This window comes from Streptomyces cadmiisoli (assembly GCF_003261055.1).
GTDB lineage: Bacteria > Actinomycetota > Actinomycetes > Streptomycetales > Streptomycetaceae > Streptomyces > Streptomyces cadmiisoli.
Genome location: NZ_CP030073.1, coordinates 4303850 through 4319954, shown reverse-complemented (window position 1 = coordinate 4319954; position 16105 = coordinate 4303850). Strand labels below are relative to the sequence as shown.

Genomic DNA, 16105 nt, shown 5'->3' with positions numbered 1-16105 from the left:
CGTCAGGCGAGAGTGGCGACACCCTCACCGAGCACGAACCCGGGGTCGACCTGCGCCGCGAGGTCGACCCCGTGGCGCTCGTTGCCCCAGGACCGGGCGTTCTTCAGATGGAAGTGGACCATCTGGCGGGTGTAGCGCTCCCAGTCGCGCAGCTCGTACGTCGCGTCGGCGGCCGTCCGCAAGGCGCGCAGGGCGCGGTGGTTGGCGTCCTCCAGGCGCTCGAACCGGGGCGGCCGGCCCTTCTCCATCGCGCGCACCCAGTCCGAGTGCCCGACGGTCACCAGCAGGTCGTCGCCGACCTCGGCGCGCAGGAAGTCGAGGTCGTCCCCGCCGTCGTCACCGCGCACCTTGTTGCCGACGACCTTGAGCTCGACGCCGAAGTCCTGGGCGTACTCCTTGTACTGGCGGTAGACGGAGACTCCCTTACGGGTCGGCTCGGCGACGAGGAACGTGATGTCGAAGCGGGTGAACAGGCCGGAGGCGAAGGAGTCCGAACCCGCCGTCATGTCCACCACCACGTACTCGGCGGGGCCGTCCACGAGGTGGTTCAGGCACAGCTCCACCGCTCCGGTCTTGGAGTGGTAGCAGGCGACGCCCAGATCGGCTTCGGTGAAGGGGCCGGTGACCATCAAACGGACGTCCCCGCCGTCGAGTTCCACCGGCCGGGCGCAGGCGTCGTACACCGGGTTCTTCTCGCACACCCGCAGCAGCCGCGAGCCCTCGCCGGGCGGAGTGGTCTTGATCATCGAGTCGGCCGCGCCGATCCGAGGGTTGGTGCCGCGCAGATAGTCCTTGATCAGGGCGAGCCGGTCGCCCATCGCGGGCAGCCCGGCGGCCTCCGCCTCGTCGAGGCCCAGCGCGGCCCCGAGGTGCTGGTTGATGTCCGCGTCGATCGCGACGACCGGGGCGCCCGAGGCTGCCAGATGGCGGATGAACAGGGAGGACAGAGTGGTCTTGCCGCTGCCGCCCTTCCCGACGAAAGCAATTTTCATGTTCACCAAGGGTAGTCGTGCGCTGCCCGTGGGTGGTGGGGGTGGTGAAGAAGACCACTCCATCGTGGGGTGTGCGCCCTGGGTGGCTAGGGTCGTACTCATGAGTACGACAGGTGGGACCGCCGACCCCCTCGTGGCCCTGGGCGCGCTGCCCGGCGTGGCCGGGTCGGTGGAATCCGTGCGCAAGGCCGTGGACCGGGTCTACGGGCACCGGATCATGCGCCGGCGGAGCAACGTGATCACCTCCGAGGCCGCGCTGCGCGGAGCCCGCGGTTCCGCCGCGCTGTCGGGCGCGGACTGGGCGCTCGAAGAGGTGCGCCGGCGTACCGACTTCAGGGGGGACGACGAGGCGCGGACCGTGGGCGCGGCGCTCCGGCTGACCGCCGAGGCCGGGCAGCTGCTGTCCGTGTGGCGCCAGTCGCCCCTGCGCGTGCTGGCCCGGCTGCACCTGGTGGCCGCCGCGGACGAGTCCGACCAGGTCGGCCGTCCCCGCCAGCGGGGGGAGGCGGTCGACGAGCCGCTGGTCGAGCGACCCCTGCCGGACGCGGGCGAAGTGTCCGGCCGGCTGGACGGCCTGGCCGAGCTGATCATCGCGGGCAGCTCGGCTCCCGCGCTGGTCACGGCGGCCGTGGTGCACGGCGAGCTGCTGGCGCTGCGGCCGTTCGTCTCGCACAACGGCCTGGTCGCGCGCGTGGCGCAGCGGATCGTCCTGATCGGCAGCGGCCTGGATCCGAAGTCCGTCTGCCCGGCCGAGGTGGGGCACGCCGAATTGGGCCGAGCGGCCTATCTGGCGGCGTTCGACGGCTACCTGTCCGGCACCCCCGAGGGCATGGCCGCGTGGATCGCGCACTGCGGCAGGGCGGCGGAGCTCGGTGCGCGTGAGTCGACGGCGGTGTGCGAGGCGCTGCAGCGCGGCGCGGCGTGACCCCCTGAAAAGGGTTGCGGCGGTACGAGTTCTCGTACCGCCGCTGGCATTCACACCCGGTTACCAAGCGTCCTCGATATTTGCCCATCAGGTGGGGATCTTTGCCCGTCACCTGGTGTGGCTGGCCCGTAATCGACGGGTCGACGTCGCGTGGGTGCCCAGTGTTCATGCTCGGTCCGTGGGGCCATTTTTGCGGTCTTAAAGGTTACCTTCCGGATAGCCTTGGTCTCGCGGGCCGTTGTTTCCTTTGTACTCCAGCTCAGGAGTCAGTGGAAGTGGTGTCCGGACTTCTTTACTTTTGACCCCAAAGGGCTTTTGAGCGGGCATCGTTTGCTCCGGAGTCGCGGATCGGCAGGTCACAGGGCCGTCGCCCGGCGCCGATTCGCGTACCAGACGAGGCCCGCGGTGGCCGCCGCGGCGCCTATGGCCGCGACCGCGACGAGCGCGGGACGCGGCGGCACGGAGAGCGCGGGCAGCCGCTGCTTGAGCCGCACCGGGCGGTTGAAGTCGAGAATCGGCCATCCGCGCGCGAGTGCCTCGCGGCGCAGGGCGCGGTCCGGGTTGACGGCGTGCGGCCGGCCGACGGCCTCCAGCATCGGCAGATCGGTCACCGAGTCGCTGTAGGCGTAGCAGCGCGAAAGGTCGTACCCCTCGGACTCGGCCAGTTCCCTGACCGCCTCCGCCTTGGTCGGACCGTAGGCGTAGTACTCCACCTCGCCCGTGTAGCAGCCGTCGTCCCCGACGACCATGCGCGTCGCGACCACGCGGTCGGCGCCGAGCAGTTCGCCGACCGGCTCGACCACCTCGGCACCCGACGTGGACACGATCACCACGTCGCGTCCGGCGCTGTGGTGCTCCTCGATCAGCGACGCGGCCTCGTCGTAGATGATCGGGTCGATGATGTCGTGCAGGGTCTCGGCGACGATCTCCTTGACCTGCTGCACGTTCCAGCCGCGGCACAGCGCGGACAGGTAGGAGCGCATGCGCTCCATCTGGTCGTGGTCGGCGCCGCCGGCGAGGAAGACGAACTGGGTATACGCGGTGCGCAGGACGGCCCGGCGGTTGATCAGTCCGCCTTGGTAGAACGACTTGCTGAAGGTGAGCGTGCTCGACTTCGCAATGACCGTCTTGTCCAGATCAAAGAAGGCCGCTGTGCGGGGCAAGGAGTGGTTTTCCACGCCCCTGAGCATAGGTGCAGCCCATTCGGCGTAAGGTGGGGCGCGTGGGTTTGCCTGAGAGGGCTCTCGGGTACACCATGGAAGTCACGGATCGTTCGCGACCGTGCTAACCCGGTCCGACTCCTCCCCCCCCGAGTCGGCCGTGGGGACGACCCCCGCTCTCCCCCCCGGCGGGGGTCGTCGCATGTCCGGGCGGGTTTTCGGTCCTTCCTCCGCGGTCTTCGCGCCGCTTCGGGGCGGCTTCGGCCGCCCTTTTCGCATATCCGTGATCCGTCACGCTGGGTAGTTGCGGGACTGCTCTGCGAAGGCCGTGCAGGGGCGGGCGAGGGCTCACCGGTATGGGTGACGGCGATATTCACAACCATCGAGTTGTCCACAGTTATCGACCAAGATCCACACGATTTCCGGGATCGCTGCACCGTGATTCCCGCACGGTCGCTCGCGACGAGTTCATGACCGGTTCCGTTTGTCGGCGTGTATGGCCGGTTTCTGTCGGCCGTTCATATGGCGGCCGTTCGCCGGTTCTTCACACGTCGGGAATCAGGAAGCGGCGCAGGCGCCCGTGCGGATCACACGGACCAGGAGCAGCAGGAGCAGAGGGGGAAGAACACCATGACCGAAAACACCACGCACGATCCGCCGTCGCCCGCGGGAGGGCGGCAGCGGCGGCCACTGATCATCACCGAGGACGCCGAACTCCTCGACGACCTGCTGCGTCTGTGCGCGGCGGCCGGTGCGACACCGGAGGTCCACCACGGTGTGCCGGAGCGCGGCGGCTGGGACGCGGCGCCACTCGTCCTGGTCGGCGACGACGCCGCGCGGCGGGTGCACGGGGCGGCACGCACGCGTGGGGTGGTGCTGGTCGGCCGGGACCAGGACGATCCCGGCGTGTGGGAACGCGCCGTCAGGATCGGCGCCGACCACGTCCTGATGCTGCCCGACGGCGAGCAGTGGCTGGTCGACCGCATCGCCGACGTGACCGAGGGCGCCGGCCGGCCCGCGCTCACCGTCGGCGTCATCGGCGGCCGCGGCGGCGCCGGAGCGTCCACGCTGGCCTGCGCGCTCGCTGTGACCTCCGCGCGCGAAGGACTGCGCACCCTGCTCGTGGACGCCGATCCGCTGGGCGGCGGACTCGATGTGCTCCTCGGCGGGGAGACCGCCGAAGGGCTGCGCTGGCCCGCCTTCGCCGCCTCCCGCGGGCGGGTCGGCGGCGGCGCCCTGGAGGAGTCGCTGCCCCGGCTGCACTCGCTGCGGGTGCTCAGCTGGGACCGCGGCGACCACGTCGCCGTCCCGCCGCAGGCCGTACGGGCGGTGCTGGCCGCGGCCCGGCGCGGGGGCGGCACGGTCGTGGTCGACCTGCCCCGCCGGGTGGACGACGGGGTGGCCGAGGTCCTCGCCCAGCTCGACGTCGGACTGCTGGTCGTCCCGGCCGAGCTACGGGCGGTCGCGGCGGCGGGCCGGGTGGCGTCGGCGGCCGGCATGGTCCTGCGGGACCTGCGCGTGGCGGTCCGCGGGCCGTACGCGCCCGGGCTCGACGACCGAGAAGTGGCCCGGCTGCTCGGACTGCCGCTGGCCGGCGAGGTGCCCGTGGAGGCTGGGCTGCTGCGGCCGTACGAGGGCAAGGCACCGCCCGGCGCGGGCCGCGGTCCGCTGGCGCGCTTCTGCCGGCGGTTCTGGGAACGGGCACTGGCCGAGGCGGGTGCCGCGTGAACACCGTCACCGGGCCGCTGCTGGACGGCGTGCGCCAGTGGCTGGCCGCGAGCGGAGCCGAACCGACCCCCGCGCGCGTGGCGCAGGCACTGCGCGAGCAGGGCAGGGTGCTGGGCGACGCGGAAGTGCTCGGCGCGGCCGAGCAGTTGCGGTGCGAGCTGGTCGGGAGCGGGCCGCTGGAACCGCTGCTCGCCGATCCCCGGGTGACCGACGTCCTGGTGTCGGCCCCCGACCGGGTCTGGGTGGACCGCGGCGGCGGCCTCGAACTGACCGGCGTCTCCTTTCCGGACGCGGCGGCGGTACGGCGGCTCGCGCAGCGCCTGGCGGCGGTGGCCGGGCGGCGCCTGGACGACGCCCGGCCGTGGGCCGACGCCCGGCTGCCCGACGGGACCCGGCTCCACGCGGTGCTGCCGCCGGTCGCCGTGGGCTGCACCTGCCTGTCCCTGCGGGTCGTCCGCCCCCGCGCCTTCACGCTGGACGAACTGGTCGCGGCGGGCACGGTGCCGCCGGACGGCGACCGCGTGCTGCGCGCGCTGGTCCGGGCGCGGCTCTCCTTCCTGATCAGCGGGGGCACGGGCAGCGGCAAGACGACGCTGCTGAGCGCGCTGCTGGGGCTGGTCGGGCCGGCCGAACGGATGGTTCTCGCCGAGGACTCGACAGAGCTGCGGCCCGATCATCCGCACGTCGTACGCCTGGAGGGCAGACCCGCCAACCAGGAGGGCGCCGGGCTCGTCACGCTCGACGACCTGGTGCGGCAGGCCCTGCGGATGCGGCCGGACCGGCTCGTCGTGGGCGAGGTTCGCGGACCGGAAGTGGTCCATCTGCTTGCGGCGTTGAACACCGGCCACGAAGGCGAGTGCCCGCCCTAAGCGTACATGGCTGCCGTCACTCCACGATGAACCCGCGCGGGAGTTCCTTGCGCAGACGGCCCTCACCGACCAGGACTGCCACAGCGCGCACGGCCGTGCTTTGGCTGATGTCGTACTCGGCCGAAATTGCGACCGTCCCAAGGAACCTGTCCCCGCGCTGCCACTCACCGGCATCGAGCCTGCGCCGAAGATCAGCGGCGACCTGCGGAGCAAACGGCACTGACCGGTCAAGATTCATGTATTCAGCGTGTGCGTTAGTCCACTGTTCGGCTATCGCAGTAGTCCACTAGTCAGCTAGTCTCGGTCGACGAAACAAAGCGGCCCCAAGGTGAGCGGCGAACTCAACCTTGGGGCCTGACCGAGAGGAAACCTCGGCTATGCAGAACCCTACCGAGACCGGTCCTGACCGACTCCGCCCGATCGGCATCGACCCCACGACCGGTAAGCGACAGTTCGCAGTGACCGAACCGGGCAGCGCCCTGGACGCCATGGCGGACGGATACGCCATCAAGGCAGCCGCCGCGCTGGTGACCGTGACAGGCGCAGCCATGGAGAACGGCGACGACGTCAGCGACCTTGTGCCGGAGTTGTACAGCGCGCTGGCCGAGATGGTCGACGTGGCGACCAAGCACTACTCCCCGCTGTCCTTGAACGTGCGAGAGCTGGGGCCGGTGGCTCGCGCTCTGGGGGAAGCGCTGCAAGCGGCGCTCAGGCCATGACGCGGGATGTTGAGGCGCTGCAAGCGGCAACGGTGCTGGCGGCGCTTGTGGGCGAAATTCTGGAAGCGGGTAAGGCCAGCGATGCCGAGTTGGCCGTGTTCGTCCCGGCGCTCTATGAATCCCTCAGCGAGGTGATCAGCGTCGCTGCGCGGAACGTCGCGGACAACCCCACCTCTGATCTACGGCAGTACGGCGAATCAGCGCGGGGCATCGGCGCAGCGCTACGGGACATGAGGGCATAGGCGCCACCCTGCCAAAGCACGAAACCCCCAACCTGATGAACAGTCAGGTTGGGGGTTCTCTTATGCCACCAGGCAGGCTCAGGGCGCGAGTGCAGCACGGATGCGTTGGGCACGTGATTGGCCGATCCGTAGCTCTGACTGAAGTGCGCGCAGCGTCGGCACCTTGCCCGCATCCCGCTGCATCTGGCGCGCGGCTGCAATGAGCGGGTCGGCATCCGCCTCAGGGGCTGGAAGCTCCGTGCGGCGCTCTGTGGGGTGTGCAGCGCACTCAGGCTCTACGGCTACCGGCGCAGGCTGCTGAGGTGTCAGCGGGCCGCCCAGCGCCTTCACGCGCCAGAGGACCAGGGGCGCTATCGCGCTGACTGCAACGACCAGCGGAACACCCACCGGCAACAGGCCCGAACTCACCAGGTGCGCCAATGCATTCGTCGCAATCAGCGCAACCACCACAGCGGGTACGTCGCGCCGGGCGCTAAAGGCTTTGAGTGCGTACACATCTAGGGCCGCAGGCACGCATCCCGCTGTGAACTCGCCGAATCCAACTGCACGCGCTAGCTGGTATTCGGCGGATGCAGTGGCGATGAGCGCAGCGAGTAGGGCGAGCGCGCCAAGTAGGTCTTTGTTCTTCCAGGACACCTGACACTCCATCAGAGAATGCGTAAGGCGCCCGGCTCCGCCGTTTTCAGGGCACCCATAGGAATTGGTATGTGGTCGCGCTACTCGCTGTCACGGGCAAACAAATGCCCACCCTCGTAGTATTCGGCGTCAGTGAACGGCCGGCCCGACCGGACCAGTTCCAATCGGCGATTAAGGTCAGCAACGCGCGCCTTTTCTCGATCTTTGGTGGGATCGTTGGCCGATTTGGCTACCTTCCTACGCGCCATGGGCTACGCCTTCCCAGCGAATACGGGCGGCATGACTGGCCTTAGCACTGGCCGCTCGCTGATCCGCCGTCGGCTGTACCGCAGGCCCGTCCTCAATGCCCAGTTGGCGGAGAATTCGCAGCAGTGTGAGCCGATGATTCGCCAGCGCGGGAATGAGCGGATTGACGCGGTCCTGCCCAGTGGAGCCCTTAACGACAGGTCCGGATGCTGCTAGTGCCAGTTCCATTGCCTCGATCTCATCCAGAGTGGAAGCGGCGGAAACGAGAAGCGCGTGTTCGTGCGGGTCGAATTCATAGGCTTCCGTCATTTTGGTTACGAATAGTGATCCTGCCGTATCGGTCATGGCTGACCCTCCGTGATTTCAGGTCTAAAAAAGTCACTTTGAGTGCTCGCACACCCCAGAGCCCTCCGAGGCGTCGTGGGCTCCAAGGGGTCGAGGGGTATAGGGGGTGGGGGGGGTGACTCAGTGTGCAATCAGCGTTAGCGCCCGAATGATTCGCCCGCTGTCTTCCGCGAATGATGGACCTTAGTCAGCGACTGCAAGTTATCCCAGTCGAATGCACGCGGGCCGAGTAGGCCTAGGCCATCCTGGTGGTCTACCTCGCTGGCCGCAGGTCTAAGCGGCTCAGGAATGGCAGTGCACTCGGGGCATTCGCAGTATGGGTGTTCGCGGATATAGGCGCGTCTCACGCTTTCCCAGCGACGGCGCAGAGCTGCACTGGCATCGTGGCCCGAGGCGTACCGCTGACCCTTGCTATTGCTGCGGGCATGGGCACGGCACTTTCCATGCCACGTGAAACAGAGGCAGCTTTCCACGGGACAGCGCTGCATGCTGCGCGCGCCCTCAGGCTTTGGGCCAGGGTCGCATTCGGGGTGTGCGTCGGGCGTTGCAGGCTCACGCGGCGGGGGCGCTGGTGCGTTTCTAACGGGCGTAAAGACATCCTCGGGCCAGACTCCATCGGCAGGCACCACCAAGCCGCTGCGCAACCACTGAGCCGAACTCTCGGCGGGCACGTCGAATTCCTCACCCTCGTAGTACGTGACGCCCTGAAATATGAGCCGACGGGCAGCACCGACACGCAGGCGCATGGTCATGATCCCTTCTCACTGAAAGGGGTCCCAGCGCAGTGCACCGGGACCCCAGTCAACTACAGGCGGTTGCCTACTTCTTCAGCGTCCGAAGCTGCGCCTTGAGCGCCCTAATCTCTGCATCCTTTTGCGGCGCCTCACTCCCCCATGAAAGGGCACGCTCAGCGAAAGCAGAGCGGTTCACGCCGAGGCACTCAGATGCAATCTTGTCCATCGAACTGCGAACCTTGGCGTACTTGGCGGGGGCATCCAGGAGCTTGCGCGCCGTTTCGTTGCCCGTGTCGGCCGCATTCTGAAGAAACTCGGTCTCAGCGATCACTCGCAGCGTCTTAGCGTCGGAGTTGGGGCGCCCAGAGGCGACCAGCTCCAGCCACGGAGAAACGGCGAGCTGCGCCACCTGACCACCGGCGCGAACGAGCATTCGGAAAACGTCGTGCAGCGACATGTCACGTCGACGGAGAACCTGCTCTGCATCCAGGCGAGCAATCAGCCCATCAGTGCCCGTCGGCGCCTTGAAAATCGAAGTGTGCAGCTCAGCGAGAAACACAAGCTCATGCGTCTCAATGTTCTGCCGCCAGTCGTTGAAGCTGCGCTCAGCCTTAGCGAGGATTTCGTCAGCCTCAGCGCGGCGACCTGCCGGGAATTTGCTAACGTCGGCGAGCGTGCGCTGAGCATCACGAGCAGCAGTGGTCAGCTTGGTGGCCACAGAAATGGCGCCATCGGAGTCAATGCCCTTGGAGTTCTCCTCGGCGGCGCGCAGTGCCACAGCAATGACCGGGCTCAGGTTGTTCGCCTCGGCCATAAGGTCCTCGGGGCGGATAGTAGACATTATCTGTCTCCATTCTGCGGGGCTTGGCTCCCCGCGTTAACCCTGGGAATGGTTCCCAGGAATCTTTGGTTAGGTGTAGGCGCTTGCACGCGTTATCTGGCGCTCAAGCAGGTCCAGCGCGTTGACCAGGCAGGATGGCGCGGCGGGCCGAGGGGTTTCAGCAGGTCAGCGGGCAGGGCAAGGCGTTCGCGTGTCCCGGGTTAACTAGGCCGTTCCTATAGGGATTGAAAAAAAATCCTTAGAGCGACCTCAACCCCCCGGGACACGCGAACGCCATGTAGTTTCGACCTATCCCGCCGTTGGGCGAATGCCCGTTACAAGTCTTTCTCGGGTCTTCACCTGATGCGCTGCGGGTACGCCCCCCAGAGCGCACACGTCCCATCCGCTCGTTCGCACGCTGCTGTCTGGCTTCTCAACCTCTCCGGTCAAGAACCATTCGTGCTGTCGGGCGCGCGTCCAAAACAGCTTCTCGCCCCACTTGCGGATACCGCGCTGTTCGGCCCACTGGGTAAAGTCAGCGTAGATGTCAGCGGATCGCACGGCCGTTTCCGGATCAAGTTCGTATCGCTCATCCAGGAATCGCGCAGCATGGTTGGCGTCGTACCGCCACTTGGTGGTGTCTGCCTTCACGCTGTCGGGCGCAGGCGGGATTATTGCTCCGCTGTCATACCAGGCAATTGCGCCGTCTACGAGCCAGGACAGAACAGCCTCATGCTGTCCGTCGTTTCCGTCTAGAATCCGCTTCCGCAGCGTTGGGTCCCTTGGGTGCTCAGGGTCGCTGCCATCGAACGTGTACGGGAACATCACCAGCGCTAGGCGGCGCCATGTTCCGTAGTCAACGGCGTCTACCTGAACTTCGTAGTTGGTGGTCACGAACAGCGAATGCGTGGCGTCCCAAGTGACATTGTCCTGGCCGATGTATCGGGCTGTCATGGTGTCTGTACCCGCTGCCTTTTTGAGTCGCTGGGCATTCAGGTAATCACCCTCGGGCAATTCCTCGATGTACGCGAAGCGCGCACCCTTCATCGTCATCATTTCCGTTGGGTGGTCGCTGGGCGAAGCCAGTAGCACCTTGTCCGGGACCATCACGCTGAAGTCGCCCAGGGCGCGGGTGACTCCGTCAAGCATGGTGGACTTGCCATTGGCGCCACCACCCCGCAGGAAGGGCACTACGTCATCCTGAGTGGCGTGTCCGGTTGCTGCCTGCCCAAAGCGAATCTGCATCCAGTCGGCCACCTCTACGGGTAGCGCGGTAAGAGCGGATTCCCAGTCGGGGTGTGTGGCGCCTGGTACGTAGTTGACTTCAGTCACCTTGGTGAACAACAGCCTTGGGTCATGCGGGCCGAGTTCACCAGTACGGAGATTCACCACGCCGTTACCGACGTTCAGCAGATCAGGGTGCGCGTCGAATTCGGATTGGTCCCGCTCCAGCACACCGCGCGCAACTCGCTGAAGGCTCGCCACCTTGCCAGCAAAGCGCAGGGCGTTGAGTTCCTTCATACGCTGTGCACGTGCCTTGTCGGCGGCCTCCCGCGCCGCTCTTCCCTTTTCAGCGTCGGTTGCCTCCAGTGTGGCAGCGGACGTGATATCGGCCGTGTGCCGCTCGTTTACCCGCGCCACCTCGCTGACGTACAGGCGCAGTACGGCGCGCCTCACAGCGTCGAATACGGCGGAGTCAGAGCAGCGTGCCCAGCGCCGGCCATCCCATCGGGACCACGCACTACGGCCCCAGGCGATGAACTCGCCGTTCAGGTACTCACGCGCTATGCGCTCGCCCAGGTGGATTTCGGAAAGGTCGCTATCTCGGAAGCCTTCACTAGGTTCAGGCCTTTCAGTCTCGGGCAGCGCTTCAGCGACGGATTCCGTGGGGTAGAACAGTTTCCCGTCATCGCTTAGGAAGAACTCGCCCAGGTCGCGTAGTTCGCTCACCGCTGCACCGCCGGGACCAGGTTGTACGTCTGCGTAGTCTCAGGCTTCGCGAACACCAATCGGCCATTGCGCCAGACGTCAATGCAGTGGGCGACACGGGTGCCGTACTGCGTGTGCGCGTCAGCAGCACTGGGCCCAGCGCCGTGAATGTGTGTGCGGTTGCAGTACGGGCACTTGATACGGAAGGTCCAGTGTTCGTCCTTGCTCGCTGGACTAACCAGTCGCGCGGGAACATCCGGGATTTGGTGGCTCATGCCTGTTTCCTTTTTCGTGGGACTTGGTGCTCAGCGGTTGTAGTGGAGCCAGTGCCGGATAGTCGCTATGGATACGCCCGTGTGCTGCCGGATGGCTTCCAATGACAGCAGGGCGTTTGCAGCGGGCATGAGGTCGCGGAGTTCCTTATTGGTGGCGTCAAGCTCACTCTTTAGCCGCGTACGCCTGGCACCGAGTTGGCGTATGCGCTGGGTTGTCTCATTCACGTTTACTCCCTTCGTGTTGAGCTATTTCCATATGGCGAAAGGCCGCAAAAAAACCCCGGTCGGTGTGACCGAGGTTTGATGCCATGTCCCATCGCCAGGGGAAGTGTGTGAGGTGCTGTTTGCCGCCCCATATAGATACTGTCAACTGAAACGCACATCGGGCATCTGAAGATGTGGGAGCTGCTGCCGACGCGCTAGCGGGCATGGGAAAGCCCTGTCCGGCCGTCAGGGCCAGACAGGGCTAGGGGGGTGCTCAGCGCGCCGTAGCGCCGCCTGCAAGGCTTCCAGCCGCCCTATCACTGCCAGGCGTCACCGGCCCTCACAGCGCCGTACAGGGCGATCCGTTACGCGCTTGCGTTTGTCTGCGTCAGCGTGCTGCTTGTTCCCACAGTTCCTCTTCAAGGGCGATTGCGTCGTGCGCTGCGTCTTCCGGATGAGCGTCCCTCCACCAGGCAGGTCCGCTGAAGTCGACGGCCACCCGCTCAGGATCAAACCGGCGGGCAGCACCAGGTGTAGCGGGGTGGATCACCACGCGGGCGCCCAGGTCTTTCAGCAGCGCTCTACGGCCTTCATCGTCCCGGCGTGCCCACTCGTCGGCGATTGTCTCGCCCATCGATTCCCAGCGGCCCACGGCCTGTTCGGCGGCTGCACGCAATTCGTTCTCGCGTTCCTGAAGCGCGGCGATCTGCTTCAGGGCCATGAGGTGGACACGGCTACCGTCGGCGAAGTGAGACAGGCTCGACATCATCGTGTTCAATTGGGCCGTCACATCAGCGAGTTGAAGAACGGCACTGCCGTCTGGCTCGACCCAGCGCATTAGCGTCATTCCGCCGAATCGCTTCAAATAGTCGGCGCTGACCATTTCTTCGACATATCGACCGGTGACCACATTCGGGGCGTGAGTTCCTTGCTTGCCAACACCGTTCCGGCACACGTACGGGGAGTAGTCCTTGCCGTTAACGGCGCGCCGTTGCTTGTACATCGGGCCGGAGCATTCACCGCAGGTGGCCACGTGCAGGAGTAGCGCCTTACCGCTGCGCTCAGTACCCCGACCCTTGGAATTCCCGTCGATGACAGCACGGACGGCGGCATGGGTCTCGTCGTCGAGAATCGGTGCCCCAGCCGACACGGGGTTGCCCTCACCGTCACGCACCGGCGTATTGGTCAGTGCTCCGCGCTTCTTGCCTGGCGTTGCCTGCACCAGCCAACCGCGCACGGCGTATGTGTACAACGCATCACGGAGCGTGGTTGTGTGCCATTGCTGGCCACGCAACTCCCTTCCGTCTCGCTGGCGTGCGTGATCGGCGGGCGGCAAGATTTCCCGTTCGTTGAGTTCACGTGCCAGTCCGACCAAAGAGGCACCGTGGTTGATGAGTCTGTCTGCACACTCGCGCAGGATCACGGCCGCAGGTTCGTCGATAACCCAGCGCTTGGCGTTGACGGGCCCGCTGACGCTGTATCCGTACGGTGCCAGTCCACCAAGGTGGTTGCCTTGCTTGCGGTGGTGCTCTTTGCTGGCTGTGATTCGGTCCGTGATCATTTTTCGTTCGTGTTCGGCAAATGCAGCAAGAACCCCGATAATCAATCCCGCGTTCTCCGGTGACACGAGATTGTCGGCGGTGACGATTGCCGCTCGCATAGCCTTGGCGGCATCGAGCAGCCGGTAAAACTCCAGGGAGCTGCGGGCGAATCGGTCGAGCTTAGCGGCCAGCACATAGTCACAGCGGGGGAGCCACGACAGGACCTCCCGCATGCCGGGACGGTCCTCCAGCTTGGCGGCGCCGCTGACGTTGTGGTCAGTGGCCACGTGGACCACATCCCACCCGCGCTGTTCGGCGTAGCGGCGGCACTCGTCTACGCGGTGATCAGTGGCTTCATCTGCGAAAAGACGGCTGAGTCGGTCGTAGATGACGACGGTTGGGCGCTTCATCGCGTGTCCCTCCAGGCATGTACTGCTAAGTGTTGCACTCGGGCGGCTGCGGGACCGTCCACGCCAACGCGGCGGCCGATGTGCCGGCCCGCCTCGAAGCGCTCGGCACGGCCGCGGGGCTCGACCGCGCCGCCCTGCACAGCCAGTTGGCGGCCGCCTTGTCGGTCGTACTGCATCTGGCCCGCGACCGGACGGGGCGTCGGCGGATCGCCGAGGTCCATGTGCTGGAGCGGGACTCGTCCGGACTGGTCAGGACGGTACCGGCGCTGCGGTGGGGCGAGCACGCGTTCGTACGGGAGCGCGGGTGGACCCGACTGAGCGAGTTGCTCGACGGGGCGGGTGAGCGGGGTCCGGTGGACGAGCGCAGTGGGCGTGGCGGGTGGCAGGGGCGGGACCAGGGGGGCCGGAGGGACGCGTGACGTGGACATGGACGTGGCCGGTGGCATGGGGGATGGGCGAGCGGGGTGGGCGTGGCGGGCGTGACGGGTGGGGTCGGAGGGACGAGTGGAGTCGGTGGTGGGGCCGGAGGGACGCGTGAGGGCGAGGGGATCAGCAGGGTCGGCGGGGCGGGTGACGTGAGTGTGCTGGGTGGCGTGGGAGGGACGGTTGACGTGGGTGTGCCGGGTGGCATGGGTGTGACGGAGGGCATGGGCGGGGCTGCCATGGGTGCGGCCGTGGTGTGTGCCGGGGTGGCGGCCTGGTTGATGGGCGATCGGCGCTCCGGGGCGCGGCGGGCGCGGCTCTTGCTGGCCGGCGGGGCAGCGCTGGACAGCGGGCACAGCGCGCACAGCGGGCCTCCCCGGTGGCCGCGACCGGCCGGCGGTCTGCGGCGGGTGCGCGGGCGGCCGCGGGCCGAATGGTGGGCGATGGCTGTCGGGGCGGTGCTCGCCGTGCTCGGTTCTTCGGTGCTGCCGGTCGTCGCGGGGGCGGCCGCTGTGCCTCTGCTGCGGCGGGTGCAGCTGGCCGGTGAGACGCGGCGGGCCCGGGAGCGCCGGACGGACGAGGTCATCGCGCTGTGCGGGGCTCTCGCCGGGGAGGTACGGGCGGGACGGCAGCCGGGGCAGGCCCTGCTGAGGGCCGCGCGCGACACCGGAGGTCTGGGCGATGGGCGGGCGGCCGTGCTGGCGGCGGCGAGATTCGGCGGGGACGTGCCGGGGGCGCTGGCGGTCGCGGCGCGGCAGCCGGGAGCCGACGGGCTGCTGGGCCTCGCGGCGTGCTGGCGGGTCGCCGTCGACCGGGGCGCGGGCCTGGCCGCCGGGATCGACCGGCTGGAAGGCGCTCTGCGCGCCGAACGGGACCAACGTGCCGAACTTCGTGCCCAGTTGGCGGGAACTCGCTCGACGGCGGTGATGCTCGCCGCGCTGCCGGGCCTCGGGCTCCTCCTCGGCGCCGCGCTGGGGGCCGATCCGCTGCACGTCCTGCTGCACACCGGTGCGGGACTCGGTTGCCTGCTGATCGGCGGCGTGCTGGAGGGCGCCGGGCTGTGGTGGGCGCGGCGGATCGTGAAGGGAGCGGAATCCACATGAGTGCGGAAGTTGTCCACAGGCTGGGGGTGGCGCTGGGGGCGGTGCTGCTCCTGTGGTGGTCGGCGCGCCGGATGGAGGCGGTGCGGCGTGAACGCCGGGTACGGCGTCGGTTGGCCGGACTGCTCGCCCTGGAGGTGCCGGCGACCGGCCCCCGCTTCGAGGTGCCGGGTGTCCTGCGGCGGTGGTGGCCGACGGCCGGTGTGGTGGGCGCCGGCTGGGTCCTGGTCGGTGGGGGCGAGGGTGTCGTCGTGGGGCTGCTGGGCGCGGTCGGGCTGTGGTGGTGGCGCCGGCACCGTCCCGTTCCGGACGGGGGCGGGGAGTCCGACGCCGAGGCCCTGGCGGCCGCCCGGCAACTACCGCTCGCCGCCGACCTGCTGGCGGCCTGCATCGCGGCGGGCGCCGGCCCGGTGGCCGCGGCGCGGGCCGTGGGCGAGGCACTGGGCGGGCCCGTGGGCGCGGCGCTCGCCCGGGGTGCGGCGGAGGTACGGCTCGGCGGTGAACCCGCCGAAGCCTGGCGGGGGCTGGCCGCCACACCGGGTGCCGAGCGTCTGGCGCGGCTGCTCGCGAGGGCCGGCGACTCCGGGCTCCCCGCGGCGGGACCGGCCGCGCGGATCGCGGCGGACGCCCGCGCCGAGTGGTCGCGCGCCGCGACGGCCCGCGCCCGGCGGGCGGCCGTCATGGTCACCGCGCCGGTGGGCCTGTGCTTCCTCCCCTCGTTCGTCGCGATCGGCGTACTGCCCGTGGTCATCGGGCTGGCCGGCGGAGTGCTGGGAGGTGAGGGATGAGGCGCTGCGCGGGAGCGGG

General features: G+C 67.9%; 14 protein-coding genes and 2 pseudogenes. 8 read left to right on the top strand and 8 right to left on the bottom strand.

Features of this window, described 5'->3' with window-relative positions; translation table 11 throughout:
• Positions 1 to 2 precede the first annotated feature (2 nt).
• On the bottom strand, positions 3 to 992 hold the full coding sequence (locus DN051_RS18535; RefSeq protein WP_162624954.1) for an ATP-binding protein: 990 nt from the start codon (positions 990 to 992) through the stop codon (positions 3 to 5).
• Positions 993 to 1092: 100 nt separating this feature from the next.
• Between DN051_RS18535 and DN051_RS18530 the strand changes: the two genes are divergently transcribed.
• Complete coding sequence (locus DN051_RS18530; RefSeq protein ID WP_112439109.1) at positions 1093 to 1917, top strand: Fic family protein; 825 nt, start codon at positions 1093 to 1095, stop codon at positions 1915 to 1917.
• A gap of 356 nt (positions 1918 to 2273) precedes the next feature.
• On the opposite strand, the gene DN051_RS18525 is transcribed toward DN051_RS18530, so the two are convergent.
• Positions 2274 to 3107 carry an HAD family hydrolase gene (locus tag DN051_RS18525; protein ID WP_053756520.1) on the bottom strand — a complete coding sequence of 278 codons (834 nt, stop codon included), beginning with the start codon at positions 3105 to 3107 and terminating at the stop codon, positions 2274 to 2276.
• Positions 3108 to 3707: 600 nt separating this feature from the next.
• Here DN051_RS18525 and ssd point away from each other — a divergent pair.
• Positions 3708 to 4805 carry a septum site-determining protein Ssd gene (gene ssd, locus DN051_RS18520; RefSeq protein ID WP_053756519.1) on the top strand — a complete coding sequence of 366 codons (1098 nt, stop codon included), beginning with the start codon at positions 3708 to 3710 and terminating at the stop codon, positions 4803 to 4805.
• Positions 4806 to 4822: 17 nt separating this feature from the next.
• Positions 4823 to 5665 (top strand): annotated as a pseudogene (locus DN051_RS18515) (TadA family conjugal transfer-associated ATPase); the annotation flags it as partial.
• Between the two features lie 25 nt (positions 5666 to 5690).
• Here DN051_RS18515 and DN051_RS18510 read toward each other — a convergent pair.
• A complete protein-coding gene (locus DN051_RS18510) occupies positions 5691 to 5912 on the bottom strand; it encodes a helix-turn-helix domain-containing protein (RefSeq protein WP_112439108.1) in 222 nt (73 codons plus the stop codon).
• A gap of 139 nt (positions 5913 to 6051) precedes the next feature.
• Between DN051_RS18510 and DN051_RS18505 the strand changes: the two genes are divergently transcribed.
• Together DN051_RS18505 and DN051_RS18500 are read left to right on the top strand one after the other, a co-directional pair.
• Positions 6052 to 6393, top strand: a complete 342-nt coding sequence (locus tag DN051_RS18505) for a hypothetical protein (protein WP_199314951.1) — start codon at positions 6052 to 6054, stop codon at positions 6391 to 6393.
• Positions 6390 to 6635, top strand: a complete 246-nt coding sequence (locus tag DN051_RS18500) for a hypothetical protein (protein WP_112439107.1) — start codon at positions 6390 to 6392, stop codon at positions 6633 to 6635. Before DN051_RS18505 ends, DN051_RS18500 begins: the two co-directional genes overlap by 4 nt.
• 78 nt (positions 6636 to 6713) lie before the next feature.
• Here the strand turns inward: DN051_RS18500 and DN051_RS45820 are convergent, their stop codons facing one another.
• The 5 genes from DN051_RS45820 to DN051_RS18475 all read right to left on the bottom strand — a co-directional run bounded on the left by DN051_RS45820 (position 6714) and on the right by DN051_RS18475 (position 13775).
• Positions 6714 to 7271 (bottom strand): hypothetical protein, encoded by a 558-nt coding sequence (locus tag DN051_RS45820; protein ID WP_199314950.1) that lies wholly within the window; start codon positions 7269 to 7271, stop codon positions 6714 to 6716.
• A 237-nt stretch (positions 7272 to 7508) separates the two neighbouring features.
• On the bottom strand, positions 7509 to 7862 hold the full coding sequence (locus tag DN051_RS45095; RefSeq protein WP_162624953.1) for a hypothetical protein: 354 nt from the start codon (positions 7860 to 7862) through the stop codon (positions 7509 to 7511).
• A gap of 819 nt (positions 7863 to 8681) precedes the next feature.
• Positions 8682 to 9410 (bottom strand): hypothetical protein, encoded by a 729-nt coding sequence (locus tag DN051_RS18485; RefSeq protein ID WP_162624952.1) that lies wholly within the window; start codon positions 9408 to 9410, stop codon positions 8682 to 8684.
• 315 nt (positions 9411 to 9725) lie between these two features.
• A complete protein-coding gene (locus DN051_RS18480) occupies positions 9726 to 11366 on the bottom strand; it encodes a DNA primase family protein (RefSeq protein ID WP_112439105.1) in 1641 nt (546 codons plus the stop codon).
• A gap of 846 nt (positions 11367 to 12212) precedes the next feature.
• A complete protein-coding gene (locus tag DN051_RS18475; protein WP_112439104.1) occupies positions 12213 to 13775 on the bottom strand; it encodes a recombinase family protein in 1563 nt (520 codons plus the stop codon).
• A 35-nt stretch (positions 13776 to 13810) separates the two neighbouring features.
• On the opposite strand from DN051_RS18475, the pseudogene DN051_RS18470 reads away from it, so the two are divergent.
• From DN051_RS18470 to DN051_RS18460, 3 genes and pseudogenes are all read left to right on the top strand, one after another.
• Positions 13811 to 14194, top strand: a pseudogene (locus tag DN051_RS18470) (TadA family conjugal transfer-associated ATPase); the annotation flags it as partial.
• A gap of 210 nt (positions 14195 to 14404) precedes the next feature.
• The gene (locus tag DN051_RS18465) at positions 14405 to 15301 is read left to right on the top strand and encodes a type II secretion system F family protein (RefSeq protein ID WP_425471784.1); all 897 of its coding nucleotides are present in this window, start codon (positions 14405 to 14407) and stop codon (positions 15299 to 15301) included.
• On the top strand, positions 15298 to 16086 hold the full coding sequence (locus tag DN051_RS18460) for a type II secretion system F family protein (protein ID WP_053756517.1): 789 nt from the start codon (positions 15298 to 15300) through the stop codon (positions 16084 to 16086). Before DN051_RS18465 ends, DN051_RS18460 begins: the two co-directional genes overlap by 4 nt.
• The last annotated feature ends 19 nt before the right edge of the window (positions 16087 to 16105 follow it).